A 14,416-nucleotide genomic window follows, 5' to 3' on the forward strand; every position below is an offset into this window, starting at 1 on the left:
TCTTAATCTGCATTTCATCCGAAAAACTATAAAGAAACTGCGTAAATTGTTTATGAATTATAGTAAAATATAATACGCAATAGGTATTAAACGTAAGCTTTAAGCAGGAAAGAGGATGTTATGTTTAAAAGAATGTTAAAATCTTACGATTATTCATTGATATGCGCTATCATTCTGCTGTGCAGTTTCGGATTGGTAATGGTATACAGCTCAAGCATGATTACCGCCGTTATGCGTTACGGCGTGAGCAGCGACTATTTCTTTAAACGGCAGCTGTTCGCCGTCATCGCGGGGTTTGTGCTGTTTATTATCGCGGCCGTTTTTCCGTACAAAGTGTTCGCACATCAAAAGATTCAGAAAATCATACTGCTTGCGTCAGTGGCTGCGCTTTGCGCGCTGTTTGTTTTCGGACATGTTGCCGGAAATGCGCAAAGCTGGTTTAAAATCGGCGGAATGGCCATTCAGCCGGGGGAATTTGTCAAGCTGACCCTGATACTGTATCTTGCCGCGGTGTACGCAAAGAAACAAAGCTACATCGATCAGCTTTTGACGGGGGTTGCGCCGCCGGTGATCGTCACCGTAGTCATTTGTGCGCTTATCGCTATTCAGCCCGACTTCGGAACGGCGATGATTATCGGTCTGATCGCGTTTTGCGTCATTATGTGTTCGGGATTCAGCGGAAGGACCCTGCTCAGGCTGGTTCTCATGGCGGGAATCGTATTACTCCTTATCAGCCCGATCATTTATCTGAAATGGGACGATATTTTGACACCCGGGCGTATGAGCCGGTTTGAAAGCCTTGAAAATCCATTTAAATACGCCAGCACATCAGGTCTGCAGATTATAAATTCGTATTATGCGATCGGCTCAGGCGGTTTTTTCGGTCTCGGTCTTGGAGAAAGCATTCAAAAATACGGTTATCTGCCTGAATCGCATACAGACTTTATTATGGCGGTTATTTCAGAGGAGCTCGGCATTTTCGGCGTCCTGTTTGTCATTGTGCTGCTGGCTTTTGTGGTGTTAAAAGGTTTTTATATTGCGAGAAAATGTGAAGATCCGTTCGGAAGCCTTTTGGCAATCGGGATATCCAGCATGATTGCGATTCAGACCTTTATCAATCTCGGCGGTGTCAGCGGTTTAATTCCGATCACAGGTGTTCCGCTGCCGTTTATCAGCTACGGGGGATCATCAATGTTTTTGTTATTGACGAGCGCCGGTATATTGGTGAATGTCAGCATGCATGTCAAGTACTCAGAAAAGAAGAAAAAGAGGGAGCCCGTTCCGTCTAAAGGGGTAAAAAGACGGCAGACGGAAAAATCTGTGTATCTCTAAAAAACAAGTGTATACACAGGGCGGATATTCCTTTATTATAAACTACATATTTATTAGGCCAAGGGGGAGAAAAGTTTGTCACAACAATCCATCCAAAAAGTGTTAGTAGCAAACAGGGGAGAAATTGCGATCCGGATTTTCCGGGCGTGCACAGAATTGAACATCAGAACGGTAGCCGTTTATTCAAAAGAAGATTCGGGCTCCTATCATCGCTATAAAGCGGATGAAGCTTATCTTGTGGGCGAAGGCAAAAAACCGATTGACGCGTATCTTGATATTGAAGGGATTATTGAGATCGCAAAAAGAAACGGCGTTGATGCCATTCATCCGGGCTACGGATTTCTCTCTGAAAATATCCAATTTGCGAGACGCTGTGAAGAAGAGGACATCGTATTCATCGGACCGACGTCAGCGCATTTGGATATGTTCGGAGATAAGGTAAAGGCGAGGGAGCAGGCGGAAAAAGCCGGTATCCCCGTTATTCCGGGGAGTGACGGACCGGCTGAAACATTAAAAGATGTCGAACAATTCGCAAAAGTCCACGGATTTCCGTTTATTATTAAAGCATCGCTCGGAGGCGGAGGCCGCGGCATGAGAATCGTCCGAAGCGAAAGCGAATTGAAAGAATCGTTTGAGCGGGCCAAATCAGAAGCGAAAGCCGCATTCGGAAATGATGAAGTGTATGTTGAAAAACTGATCGAAAATCCTAAGCATATTGAAGTTCAGGTGATCGGAGATAAAGAAGGCAATGTCGTCCATCTGTATGAGCGGGACTGTTCCGTTCAGAGACGCCATCAAAAGGTCATTGAAGTGGCGCCGAGTGTATCTTTGCAGCCTGAATTAAGGGACGAAATCTGTGAAGCGGCTGTGGCGCTTGCGAAAAATGTCGGCTATATCAACGCGGGGACCGTGGAATTTCTCGTAGCGGGCGGTGAATTTTACTTTATTGAAGTGAACCCGCGCGTACAAGTGGAGCATACGATTACGGAAATGATAACGGGGGTTGATATCGTTCAGACGCAGATTCTCGTCGCGCAGGGCCACGGACTGCACAGCCGCGCTGTCAATATCCCAGAGCAGAAAGACATTTTTACAAACGGGTATGCGATACAATCACGTGTGACCACTGAAGATCCGCTGAATGACTTTATGCCTGACACGGGTAAAATTATGGCTTACCGCTCAGGCGGCGGTTTCGGCGTCCGCCTTGATACGGGAAACAGCTTCCAGGGCGCCGTCATCACGCCTTATTATGATTCACTGCTCGTCAAGCTGTCGACATGGGCGCTGACGTTTGAACAGGCATCAGCGAAAATGGTCCGCAACCTGCAGGAATTCAGGATCAGGGGCATTAAGACCAATATTCCGTTTCTTGAAAACGTGGCAAAGCATGAAAAATTCCTGACGGGCCAATACGACACATCGTTTATCGACACAACGCCTGAGCTGTTTGTTTTCCCAAAACAGAAGGACCGCGGAACAAAAATGCTTTCCTATATCGGCAATGTCACGGTGAACGGTTTTCCGGGAATCGGGAAAAAAGAAAAACCTGCATTTGATAAGCCTCAGACCGTTACGTTAGATATCGGGGAAAAGCCGGCAAGCGGTACGAAACAGATCCTTGATGAAAGAGGCGCCGAGGGGCTTGCAGACTGGGTGAAAGAGCAAAAATCCGTGCTCCTGACCGATACAACGTTCAGGGATGCCCATCAGTCCCTGCTCGCAACACGGATCAGATCCAATGATTTAAAAAAAATCGCGAATCCTACGGCTGCCCTGTGGCCTGAACTGTTCAGCCTTGAAATGTGGGGAGGCGCGACATTTGATGTAGCGTACCGTTTCTTAAAAGAAGACCCTTGGAAACGCCTTGAAGATCTCCGTAAGGAAGTGCCGAACACATTGTTCCAGATGCTCCTTCGTTCATCAAATGCCGTCGGTTATACAAACTATCCCGACAATGTCATCCAAAAATTTGTCCGGCAGTCAGCGGAGTCCGGTATCGACGTATTCCGGATCTTTGACAGCCTGAACTGGGTAAAAGGGATGACGCTGGCCATCGATGCCGTCCGTGAAACCGGAAAAGTGGCGGAGGCTGCGATTTGTTACACGGGAGATATTCTTGATAAGACCCGGACGAAATATGATTTGCAATATTATCTTTCTATGGCGAAAGAGCTTGAGGCGTCTGGTGCGCACATTCTCGGCATTAAAGACATGGCCGGTCTTTTGAAACCTCAAGCCGCATACGAACTTGTCTCAGCGCTGAAGGAAACGATTGATATTCCCGTTCATCTTCACACGCATGATACGAGCGGCAATGGCGTCTTTCTCTATGCCAAAGCTGTTGAAGCGGGTGTGGACATCGTGGATGTCGCCGTCAGCTCAATGGCGGGTCTGACTTCACAGCCGAGCGCAAGCGGATTTTATCATGCGCTTGAAGGAAACAGCCGCCGTCCTGAAATGGATGTCCGGCAGGTGGAAAGACTGTCACAATATTGGGAATCCGTCCGTCAATATTACAGTGAATTTGAAAGCGGGATGAAGTCTCCGCATACTGAGATTTATAATCATGAAATGCCGGGCGGCCAGTACAGCAATCTGCAGCAGCAGGCAAAAGGAGTCGGCCTGGGCGATCGTTGGAATGAGGTGAAAGACATGTACAGCGTCGTCAACCGCATGTTCGGCGACGTCGTGAAAGTAACACCTTCCTCCAAAGTCGTCGGAGATATGGCGCTTTACATGGTGCAAAACAATTTAACAGAACAAGATGTTTATGATAAAGGCGAAACGCTTGATTTTCCGGATTCAGTCGTTGAGCTCTTTAAAGGGCAGATCGGTCAGCCGCACGGCGGATTTCCGGAAAAACTGCAAAAGCTCGTTCTGAAAGGACAGACGCCGATCACGGTAAGACCGGGTGAGCTGCTTGAACCGGTATCTTTTGAAGGCATTAAAGAAGAATGGAAAGAAACGCATCAGATGGAATTGAGTGATCAGGACGCAATCGCGTATGCTCTTTATCCGAAAGTATTTACTGAATATGTTAAAACGGCTGAACGCTTCGGTGATATTTCCGTATTGGACACACCGACTTTCTTCTACGGCATGACACTCGGTGAAGAAATCGAAGTGGAAATCGAGCGCGGAAAAACGCTGATCGTGAAGCTTGTATCTATCGGTGAACCGCAGCCAGATGCGACACGTGTCGTTTATTTCGAATTGAACGGCCAGCCGCGCGAAGTGGTCATTAAAGATGAAAGCATTAAATCGTCCGTACAGGAAAAATTAAAAGCAGATCGGACAAACCCAAGCCACATTGCGGCATCCATGCCGGGAACGGTTATTAAATTGTTAACGGAAACCGGGGCAAAGGTGAATAAAGGCGATCATCTGATGATTAATGAAGCGATGAAAATGGAGACGACGGTACAGGCGCCGTTCTCCGGGACAATACAGCAGATTCATGTGAAAAACGGTGAACCGATTCAGACAGGCGATTTACTGATTGAAATTGAAAAAGCGTAAAAAATAAACATAAAAAACCTGATCCGCCCCGTGTGCGATCAGGTTTTTTATATGTAAAAAGGCCGAAGCTCTGATGCTTCGGCCTTTTCATGTGCCTCAGATGTTCCGCTGTTTTGATTCATAGCGGAAGCGGGCGATTAATAATAAGAAATAGCATAAGACGCCGAACAGGCCGGCAATAAAGAGCGAATGGGCAAGTGCAAAGCCGGTGGCCATTTCTGAATAAACAACCATGATTCCGGAGAGCGCCTGTAATACAACAAAGGCAAGAGCCGCTATCCAGCCCCCAAGAATCTGTTTTTGGTCTTTGTAGGAGCGCACCGCATGCGCAAAAGCGACAAGAATCCATACGAACAGAAGCAGCGCTGCCGTTCTGTGGCCCATCTGCACCCACTCCTGAAAATGAGACGGAAACCCGTGGTTCAGCCTGCTGCAAAGCGGAACGTCAGGACAGGCAAGGCTTGATTTCGTATGGCGGACGTAAGCCCCCGTATAAACGACGATATACGTGTAAATCGAAAGGCCGATCATATGAAACTGCATTTTCCTGCCGATTCTGAGCGGCTTGACGAGCTTTTTGTCTGATTTATCAGCTTCAAATATGAGCAGCGTCAAAATCAGAACAGAAGCGAAAGAAATCAGCGATATACCGAAATGAAGCGCCATAACGAGCGCATTTGATCCGAAAACAACCGCTAATGCGCCGAGAAGCGCCTGTAAAAATAAAAAGATAATGGACATAATGGCGAGAAAGGTTGTTTCACGGAAAACAGGCGTGACTTTTCTCCATGCCCAAAAAGCGAGACTCAGCACGAGAACGATTGAGACACCGCTTGCGAGTCTGTGGCTCCATTCAATGATAGAAGCGGCGTTAAGCTCCGGGAAAAACCGGCCGTGGCAAAGCGGCCACTGCCTTCCGCATCCGAGACCCGATCCTGTTTTTGTGACAAGAGCGCCGCCGATCAGCACGACGAGCATAACGAACGTCGTCAGCACGCCGAGCGCTTTCAAAGCTTTATTCATTTTACATTCACCTTCTTAACAAACTGGACAAAATGATATACGTACCAAGTGTAAGCGAATATGTGTTTTGTGGCAATTCTCAATTCTGTTTGTTCACAAAAATATAATAGAATCAGGACTTCTTAGATAATGGGGTTGATTATTCCAGATGGGTCTGATAGAAATAAAGTAACCGCTTTATTATGAAGCCGGCGGATTTGGTAAAATTCATAAAAAGTTCACAAATAAATTCCTGTTTCTCGTTTAATATTTAAGAGGATGTTTTTTTACAGGTCATTATCTTGTATGATAGAGTTGCAGGTCTTAAAAAACCTGCTTTAGGTTTGTAAGGGAGGTTTACGTTATGGCTAATTCCAGAATTTTAAACGATACAGCTATAGACGGACAGATTGAAGAGACGACGGCATGGAAGGATTTCCTTTCGCTTATCAAAATAGGAATCGTCAATTCGAATTTAATTACGACTTTTACCGGCATGTGGCTTGCGTTACATATATCCGGTCTGAGTTTTTTAGGCAATTTAAACACCGTGCTTCTTACATTAATAGGATCTTCTTTGATCATCGCCGGTTCTTGTGCGGTTAACAACTATTACGACCGTGATATTGATCATTTAATGGAACGCACGAAAGTAAGACCGACGGTAACCGGAAAGATTCAGCCGAATCAAGCGCTGTGGTCAGGAATTTTACTCATTGCTTTAGGACTTATCATGCTTTTGATGACCACCGTGATGGCAGCAGTCATCGGTTTTATCGGCGTGTTTACGTACGTTGTTCTTTATACAATGTGGACGAAACGCCGTTATACGATTAATACGGTTGTCGGAAGTGTATCAGGCGCCGTGCCGCCGTTAATCGGCTGGACAGCGGTTGAAGGGCACATCGGTGTTGTCGCGTGGGTTTTATTCATGATTTTATTCATCTGGCAGATTCCGCACTTTTTAGCGCTTGCGATTAAAAAGACGGAAGATTACAGAGCAGCGAATATTCCGATGCTTCCGGTAGTGCACGGCTTTGAAGTGACGAAAAGACAGATTATCGTCTGGGTCGCATGCCTGCTGCCGCTTCCGTTTTTCCTCGGCAGTCTCGGTCTTCCGATCGTCATTCTCGGCACTTTGCTGAATGTCGGATGGCTTGTTCTCGGACTGATGGGATTCCGCATGAAAAACATCATGAAGTGGGCAACCCTTATGTTTGTCTATTCGCTTAACTACATGACCATTTATTTTGTAGCGATGGTGGTCTTCACGCTGTTTTAATTGAATAATGAGCTTGTTTGATCGCCAAAACAAACAATGACAACTAGTAAACGCCGCCTTGACCTTTTGTTTAATCAGGCGGCTTTGCTTTTATACATAGATGGAATTTTAAGTAAAAAATCTCATATTTTAAGAAATGAGGAAATGAAGTATTTCGGCTGGAAGCAGATTTACTGCTTGTGCATCTCGTACTGATTCAAAAAAGGGGTTGGGTGAAATGTTAAAGCGTTGGCGTCTTTTATCATTATTAGCCTTAGTGCCGCTTTTATTGAGCGGCTGTGGAAAACCGTTTCTGTCCACACTCAAGCCTGCCGGCGAAGTGGCTGATAAACAATATGATCTGACGGTGCTCAGCACACTTATCATGGTTGTCGTCGTTGCGGTCGTAGCAGTTATTTTCTTTTACGTCATTGTGAGATTCAGACGGTCGCGTATAGGGGAAGACACGATACCGAAACAGGTGGAGGGGAACCGTTTTTTAGAAATCACCTGGACCGTTATTCCGATCCTGCTTCTGATTATTCTTGTCATTCCGGTTGTCATCGATACATTGGCACTGGCGGATACGTCGCCGATGGATAAGAAAAACCGTAAAGCAGAGGATGCGCTCGTGATTAATGTAAGGGCGAATTTATACTGGTGGGAATTCGAGTATCCCGATTACGGGTTTGTGACAAGTCAGGAGCTGATCGTTCCCACAGATGAACGCGTCTATTTCAAGCTGAAGTCCTCAGATGTGAAACACTCTTTCTGGATTCCGTCAGCCGGGGGAAAAATCGATACGAATACGGATAATGACAACACTTTCTTTCTGACCTTCGATTCTAAACGCAGCAAAGAAGCGGGAGAATATTTCTTCGGTAAATGCGCGGAGCTGTGCGGACCTTCACATGCGCTGATGGATTTCAAAGTGAAACCGCTGCCGTCAAAAGAATTTAAACAATGGACGAAAGCGATGAAAAATTATAAGCATACAACAGATTCCGGTTTAGCAGCACAAGGAGAAGAGCTGTTTAAGGAAAAAAACTGCCTGAGCTGTCATGCGGTTGAGCCCAATGATAAACGGGCTGAAGCGGCAAGAACGGCTCCGAACCTCGCTACCTTCGGTGAACGGGTCAAAGTGGCCGGCATTAAGGATGCGAATAAAGAGAATATAAAAGCCTGGCTGAAAAATCCGGACAGCATTAAACCGGGCAATAAAATGACAGGCACTTATCCGAAGCTCTCGGACGCTGAAACGGATGCGCTGTATGAATATTTAAAAGGGCTGAAAGCGGAGAACAAGTGAGGACAGGGAAATATCAGGGGGGAGGTCGCAAATGATGAATACGCTTACAGGACAGCAAAGAAAAAGCTCTTTGCTTTGGGATTATTTGACGACGGTTGACCATAAAAAAATCGCGATTTTATATATGATCGCCGGGGGATTTTTCTTCGTCGTCGGCGGACTTGAGGCCATGCTTATCAGGATTCAGCTCTTGAGGCCGGGGAACGATTTTATGGGTGCTCAGCAGTTTAATGAAATTATGACGATGCACGGCACGACAATGATCTTCCTGGCGGCGATGCCGCTGTTATTCGGGCTGATGAACGCGGTTGTGCCGCTGCAGATCGGGGCGCGTGACGTATCATTCCCATTTTTGAATGCGCTCGGATTTTGGCTGTTTTTCTTCGGAGGCATCTTTTTGAATCTGAGCTGGTTTTTAGGGGGCGCTCCTGATGCAGGCTGGACGTCGTACGCGTCGCTTGCGCTGAATTCGAAAGGGCACGGCATAGACTTTTTCGTGCTCGGCCTGCAAATATCAGGCTTAGGTACGCTCATTGCGGGGATCAATTTTCTCGCCACGATTATTAATATGAGGGCGCCGGGTTTGACGTATATGAGACTGCCGCTGTTTACGTGGACGACATTTGTGGCGTCGGCACTCATTTTATTCGCATTTCCTCCGCTCACCGTCGGTTTGGCGCTGATGATGCTGGATCGTTTGTTCGGAACGAATTTCTTTAATCCTGAATTGGGCGGCAATACGATTATCTGGGAGCATCTGTTTTGGATTTTCGGGCATCCGGAAGTATACATTTTAATTCTTCCCGCCTTTGGGATTTTTTCAGAAATCATTCCCGTATTTGCGAGGAAACGTCTGTTCGGTTATTCGTCTATGGTCTTTGCGATCGTGCTGATCGGCTTTCTCGGGTTCATGGTATGGGTTCACCACATGTTTACAACGGGACTCGGACCGATCGCTAATGCGATATTTGCGGTTGCGACGATGGCGATCGCGGTGCCTACCGGCATTAAAATTTTCAACTGGCTTTTGACCATCTGGGGAGGAAACGTCAAATTCACGACGCCTATGCTGTATGCCGTCGCCTTTATTCCTTCTTTCGTACTCGGAGGAGTCACGGGTGTCATGCTGGCGGCCGCAGCGGCAGATTATCAGTTCCACGATACGTATTTTGTCGTAGCGCATTTCCACTACGTCATTATCGGCGGCGTTGTGTTCGGCATCCTGGCGGGCGTGCATTTCTGGTGGCCGAAAATGTTCGGGAAGGTGCTTCATGAAACGATGGGGAAAATTTCGTTCGTCTTATTTTTTATCGGGTTTCATCTTACCTTCTTCATTCAGCATTTTCTCGGCTTGATGGGAATGCCGCGCCGCGTTTACACATATCTGCCCGGCCAGGGGCTTGATACCGGCAACCTGATCAGTTCAATCGGCGCGTTTTTCATGGCAGGCGCGGCCGCTTTACTCGTCGTCAATATTATTTATACCTCAATAAAGGGGAAATACGTCGGGAACGACCCGTGGCTGGACGGTCGTACGCTTGAATGGGCGGTCTCTTCGCCGCCGCCGGAATATAATTTTAAACAGCTTCCGTTTGTCCGGGGACTTGACCCGCTGTGGATTGAAAAGCAGGCCGGAAATGAAGGGATGGCGCCTGCAGAGCCTGTAGAGGACATTCATATGCCGAACGGCTCCATCATGCCGTTTATCATATCTTTCGGGCTGTTTGTCGCAGCGTTCGGGTTTTTATACCACTCCGATTATTCATGGGGGCTTCCGGTTATCTTCATAGGGCTCGGCATCACATTCTTTACCATGCTGCTTCGCTCTGTGGTCGATGATTACGGCTATCATATTCACAAAGAAGATCTGCCGAATGATGATAAAGGGGTGAAGGCGTAATGCAGCTGCAGGAAAAAATGACGGCTGAAACCTTTCCGGCTTCTCCTGAAAAAGCAACGCTGGAGGGGAAAAATAAGTTTTTGGGATTTTGGCTGTTTCTCGGCGGCGAAACGGTTCTGTTCGCCTCGCTATTTGCGACATTCCTTGCTTTACGGGAATCTAAAGCCGGAGGGCCGTCAACGGCTGAGATGTTTGAGCTGCCGATCGTGTTTATCGCGACGATGCTTCTTTTGACGAGCAGCTTAACGAGTGTGTATGCGATGTATCATATGAAAAATTTCTCCTTTAAAAAAATGCAGGTGTGGCTTCTGGTTACCGTATTATTGGGAGCGGGATTTTTAGGGGTTGAAATCTATGAATTTATGCATTACACTCACGAGTTCGGATTTACCATTACAAGCTCTGCGCTCGGCTCAGCGTTTTACACGCTCGTCGGCACACACGGAGCACACGTGGCGTTCGGGCTGTTGTGGATCAGCGCGCTCATGATCCGGAATGCGAAAAGAGGGCTCAGCCTTTATAATGCGCCGAAATATTATGTGGCCAGCTTATATTGGCATTTTATCGATGTCGTGTGGGTCTTTATCTTTACCGTTGTATATTTGATGGGGATGGTGGGATAACGATGGACGATAACAAAAACAGAGAGACTGTCAGTACGGATCTTGAATATCGGAGAAGGAAAAATGCCGAGGAGATGAAATATCAGGTCATCTCCTTCGGCTTGATGATCGGCCTTACGCTTGTCGCGTTTTTGACGGTGGCTGCAGACGGCATTGCCGGATGGTTTACGATGCCGTTTCTGATCCTGCTTGCGGTCATTCAGGTCATCTTTCAGCTGTTTTACTTTATGCATATGAGCCAGAAGGGGCATGAAGCGCCGTCATTATTTCTGTATTCGGGAATATTTGTCGCGTTTATCACCGTGCTTGCATTTGTCACGATTATTTGGTGGTAATCGGGGCGGCGGGGAGTGAGAGATTTGATTAAGTTGGAAATGTTCGGGTTTCGCGCAATGTGGAGCCCGTATCTGTTTTGTATAACTGCCGTGATAACAGGTGTTTACTTTTACTGGTGCAGCCGGCATAAAGGACGTGTGGCCGTTAAGGAGAAGGTGCTGTTTGTGCTTTCCGCGCTATTTTTTTACGCGGCTGCGGGAAGTCCGGTTGATTTATTGGGCCATGTGATGTTCAGCGCCCATATGGCGCAGATGGCGGTTCTGTTTTTAGTCGTACCGCCGCTGTTGATCTCCGGAATTCCCGGCTGGGCATGGAAAAAACTGATCTTCCGTCCTGTCGTAAAGCCGCTGTTTTCGTTTTTTTCAATGCCGCTTATCGCTTTAGTGCTGTTTAACGGTATTTTTTCGCTGTATCACATCCCGTTTATATTTGATTTCGTCAAAACGGATTCGCTGTATCACACGCTGATGAACGGACTCATCTTTGTAACGGCGTTTTTTATGTGGTGGCCGCTTGTGCATAAGGTGGACGGTCTGCCCCGTCTCAGCGGTTTAATGAAGCTGGGGTATATTATGGCGGACGGGATTTTGTTAACGCCGGCCTGCGCGCTCATTATGTTCAGCGGGGCGCCCATGTATGCCACGTATACAGATCCGGCGGCTTGGGCCGAAGCAATGAAGCTTTGCGTTCCTTTAGATTTGCTGGAGGAGATCCCTTTATCCGGGCCGGAGATGTTTAACACGCTACCTCCTCTGGAAGATCAGCAGCTTGGGGCAGTGCTGATGAAAATCATTCAAGAGGCGGTCTACGGAATATATTTGGCTGTCATCTTTTTTCAGTGGGTCAGAACGGAACGGGAAAAAGATACGCTGTCAGAGCCGCCGTATATCGAGCATACCGTCTCATAAAAAAAGTACAGCAGAATATGCTGTACTTTTTTATTACATTTGCACTGTTTTTAATGACTCTTCCAATTCAAGCAGTAAAGCTTTGCTTTCAGCGACGACATGTTCCGGAAATTCTTCAGCGCTGCCGTATTCTACGCCGTGCGGATAATAATGCTTTCCTAAAAGAGGGGCCTTCAGCTGAATCACGGCCCGTCTGCCGCCGACATCGCCCTCTTTTGCCGTTCCTTGAATCCGCAGATAAAATGTCCCCTCAGGTACTGAAAACTTTTTGTCGTAAGTCACTCTTTCATAATCCCATTGTCCAGCCAGAATGAGCCCTTTGCCTTCCATCAGATCGTTCAAGCGGCTGAGCTCCGCTGTTACCCCTTCAAGACCGCTGTTTTCAAACTTCAAACCTTCCCCCTCCTTTTAAAAATGCCCTTTCCTGACAATCATAGTATGAAAGCGTTACACTTTCAATGATTCATACGGTGAAAGTATGCAAAAACAAAAATTTGACGACAATAGTAGCAGAAAAAAGGAGGAATTCCGCAATGACAAAGATCAATAAGCTCATGACGTCAGACTTGCAATATTGTACAGTATTAGATAATGTATATGAAGCTGCGGTGAAGATGAAAGACGCGGATGTCGGCGCCATTCCGATAGTGGATGAAGACGGCGCCACACTTGTCGGGATCGTGACAGACAGAGATCTCGTATTACGGGGAATTGCTTCAAAAAAGCCGAACTCGCAAAAAATAACCGACGCAATGACAGAGCGGGTTATCAGTGCAGAAGAAGACGCCTCTGTGGAGGAGGTGCTCCATTTGATGGCTGAACATCAGCTCAGAAGAATTCCCGTCACAAGGGATAAAAAACTGGTCGGCATTGTTACGCTCGGCGATCTTTCGTTGGCCGAGCAATCAAATGAGCAAGCAGGCCGGGCGCTGTCTGACATTTCTGAAGACGGAGGTCCGGAGGGGTTTATCCATTAAACATAAATCACGGACGATGCAAATAGGCTGTACTGTATAAGAGTACACAAAAACAGAACGGTTTGATGATATGGGGGTGAGAGGTTGAAAAATATTGCAAGGGCTCTCGTTATCCTTTTGCTTATTTACGGAGCGTATGTTCTGTTTATACAATATGGATCGGCTCCTCAGAAAAAGACCAATCAGGAGGAGCCTCAGGTTTCCAATGAAGAAGAGAGCGGAAAACGGCTGAAAATGCCGTCATCCGGACTGCTTTCTCTCATGGGGAAATCTGCCGCCGATGTGAAAAAGAAACTTGGGGAACCGTCCCGGAAAGATCCTTCTGCCTACGATTACGAGTGGTGGGTGTACAACCAGGGGAAAGACCAATACGTACAAGTCGGTATTTTGAATGATAAAGCCGTGACTTTATACGCTTCGGGAAGCGGCATCAACGCAAAACCGTTTAAGATCGGCGAATCGACGGGCGAAGTTTTTAAAACGACGCAGGTTTCTCCTTTTGTCAATGTGACTGACAAGGGAAACACGTATCGGTTTGAGTTTTCCGAAGAAGATATCAATACCCGTCCCACCGTCAAGATAGGCGGAATGTATGTTCAGCTGTACATGGACAAATTTGACGGGAATCTGTCAAGCATCAGGGCTTTTGATGCGGAAACGCTGGTGAAACAAAGGCCGTATGAGGTCATGTACAGGGGAAAGCTGACAGAACCCGATCCAGTTTCTGATAAAAAATGGAGCGACATTGAACGAGCGAGTGAACAGCAGATTCTCGACATTACAAATGTCATCCGCGTGAAACACGGACTGGCAAGGCTGAAATGGGACGAAGGCGCCGCGAAAGTGGCATTCGGCCACAGCAAGGACATGAAGGATAACAAGTATTTCTCTCACGTCTCAAAGAAATACGGGACTCTGAAGGACCGCTTGGAAAAAGGCGATGTGAAATACCGGGAGGCCGGTGAAAATATTGCCTACAACTATGTGGACGGTCCTGCAGCCGTGGAGGGCTGGCTGAACAGCGAAGGCCACAGGAAGGCGCTGTTAAGCCCGGATTATACGCACCTCGGTGTCGGCGTGGACCGGAAGTATTATACGCAAAACTTCATTAAGCCTTGGCAGTAAAAAACCGCAGAGGGGCGCGTCCCCCGCGGTTTTTTTATGTTTTTTCGCGAGCGGCGCTCCTGCTGAAAAAAATATACCTGCTTTTTTTCGCAATTTAGGCGAACATTAAGGCGCATGAACC

At 47.0% G+C, this 14,416-nt stretch carries 12 protein-coding genes; 10 read left to right on the forward strand and 2 right to left on the reverse strand.

The features are described from left to right. Positions 1 to 120 precede the first annotated feature (120 nt). Together L3V45_RS07340 and pyc are read left to right on the forward strand one after the other, a co-directional pair. Entirely contained in the window at positions 121 to 1,332 is a 1,212-nt protein-coding gene (locus tag L3V45_RS07340; protein ID WP_025851413.1) for an FtsW/RodA/SpoVE family cell cycle protein, read from the forward strand. Between the two features lie 75 nt (positions 1,333 to 1,407). Further along, complete coding sequence (pyc, locus tag L3V45_RS07345; RefSeq protein ID WP_003154490.1) at positions 1,408 to 4,854, forward strand: pyruvate carboxylase; 3,447 nt, start codon at positions 1,408 to 1,410, stop codon at positions 4,852 to 4,854. A gap of 96 nt (positions 4,855 to 4,950) precedes the next feature. Here pyc and ctaA read toward each other — a convergent pair whose 3' ends face one another. After that, positions 4,951 to 5,877, reverse strand: a complete 927-nt coding sequence (gene ctaA, locus L3V45_RS07350) for a heme A synthase CtaA (protein ID WP_014304955.1) — start codon at positions 5,875 to 5,877, stop codon at positions 4,951 to 4,953. Positions 5,878 to 6,220: 343 nt separating this feature from the next. Here ctaA and cyoE point away from each other — a divergent pair, with 343 nt between their 5' ends. The 6 genes from cyoE (at position 6,221) to ctaG (ending at position 12,193) form a co-directional block, all read left to right on the forward strand. Then, positions 6,221 to 7,138, forward strand: a complete 918-nt coding sequence (gene cyoE, locus L3V45_RS07355; protein WP_003154486.1) for a heme o synthase — start codon at positions 6,221 to 6,223, stop codon at positions 7,136 to 7,138. A 217-nt stretch (positions 7,139 to 7,355) separates the two neighbouring features. Then, complete coding sequence (gene coxB / locus L3V45_RS07360; RefSeq protein ID WP_003154484.1) at positions 7,356 to 8,426, forward strand: cytochrome c oxidase subunit II; 1,071 nt, start codon at positions 7,356 to 7,358, stop codon at positions 8,424 to 8,426. Positions 8,427 to 8,457: 31 nt separating this feature from the next. After that, positions 8,458 to 10,326, forward strand: a complete 1,869-nt coding sequence (gene ctaD, locus L3V45_RS07365) for a cytochrome c oxidase subunit I (protein ID WP_007611227.1) — start codon at positions 8,458 to 8,460, stop codon at positions 10,324 to 10,326. After that, positions 10,326 to 10,949, forward strand: coding sequence for a cytochrome c oxidase subunit III (gene ctaE, locus L3V45_RS07370; RefSeq protein ID WP_003154482.1), 624 nt, complete (start codon positions 10,326 to 10,328; stop codon positions 10,947 to 10,949). The genes ctaD and ctaE overlap by 1 nt, the downstream gene beginning before the upstream one ends. A gap of 2 nt (positions 10,950 to 10,951) precedes the next feature. Then, the gene (gene ctaF / locus L3V45_RS07375) at positions 10,952 to 11,284 is read left to right on the forward strand and encodes a cytochrome c oxidase subunit IVB (RefSeq protein WP_003154481.1); all 333 of its coding nucleotides are present in this window, start codon (positions 10,952 to 10,954) and stop codon (positions 11,282 to 11,284) included. Positions 11,285 to 11,308: 24 nt separating this feature from the next. Next, complete coding sequence (ctaG, locus tag L3V45_RS07380) at positions 11,309 to 12,193, forward strand: cytochrome c oxidase assembly factor CtaG (protein WP_234949678.1); 885 nt, start codon at positions 11,309 to 11,311, stop codon at positions 12,191 to 12,193. Between the two features lie 33 nt (positions 12,194 to 12,226). Here ctaG and L3V45_RS07385 read toward each other — a convergent pair whose 3' ends face one another. Beyond that, positions 12,227 to 12,586 carry a YugN family protein gene (locus L3V45_RS07385; protein ID WP_003154479.1) on the reverse strand — a complete coding sequence of 120 codons (360 nt, stop codon included), beginning with the start codon at positions 12,584 to 12,586 and terminating at the stop codon, positions 12,227 to 12,229. Positions 12,587 to 12,726: 140 nt separating this feature from the next. On the opposite strand from L3V45_RS07385, the gene L3V45_RS07390 reads away from it, so the two are divergent. Together L3V45_RS07390 and L3V45_RS07395 are read left to right on the forward strand one after the other, a co-directional pair. Next, on the forward strand, positions 12,727 to 13,170 hold the full coding sequence (locus tag L3V45_RS07390) for a CBS domain-containing protein (protein ID WP_003154478.1): 444 nt from the start codon (positions 12,727 to 12,729) through the stop codon (positions 13,168 to 13,170). 84 nt (positions 13,171 to 13,254) lie between these two features. Then, positions 13,255 to 14,295 (forward strand): CAP domain-containing protein, encoded by a 1,041-nt coding sequence (locus tag L3V45_RS07395; RefSeq protein WP_234949679.1) that lies wholly within the window; start codon positions 13,255 to 13,257, stop codon positions 14,293 to 14,295. The last annotated feature ends 121 nt before the right edge of the window (positions 14,296 to 14,416 follow it).

This window comes from Bacillus sp. R45, from assembly GCF_021729365.1.
In the GTDB taxonomy this organism is placed as follows: domain Bacteria; phylum Bacillota; class Bacilli; order Bacillales; family Bacillaceae; genus Bacillus; species Bacillus velezensis.

Coding starts and splice junctions, on each gene's coding strand:
- coxB (WP_003154484.1), top strand. CDS start 7,356: ATGTTAAAGCGTTGGCGTCTTTTATCATTATTAGCCTTAGTGCCGCTT.
- L3V45_RS07390 (WP_003154478.1), top strand. CDS start 12,727: ATGACAAAGATCAATAAGCTCATGACGTCAGACTTGCAATATTGTACA.
- ctaE (WP_003154482.1), top strand. CDS start 10,326: ATGCAGCTGCAGGAAAAAATGACGGCTGAAACCTTTCCGGCTTCTCCT.
- ctaD (WP_007611227.1), top strand. CDS start 8,458: ATGATGAATACGCTTACAGGACAGCAAAGAAAAAGCTCTTTGCTTTGG.
- cyoE (WP_003154486.1), top strand. CDS start 6,221: ATGGCTAATTCCAGAATTTTAAACGATACAGCTATAGACGGACAGATT.
- L3V45_RS07340 (WP_025851413.1), top strand. CDS start 121: ATGTTTAAAAGAATGTTAAAATCTTACGATTATTCATTGATATGCGCT.
- ctaA (WP_014304955.1), bottom strand. CDS start 5,877: ATGAATAAAGCTTTGAAAGCGCTCGGCGTGCTGACGACGTTCGTTATG.
- ctaF (WP_003154481.1), top strand. CDS start 10,952: ATGGACGATAACAAAAACAGAGAGACTGTCAGTACGGATCTTGAATAT.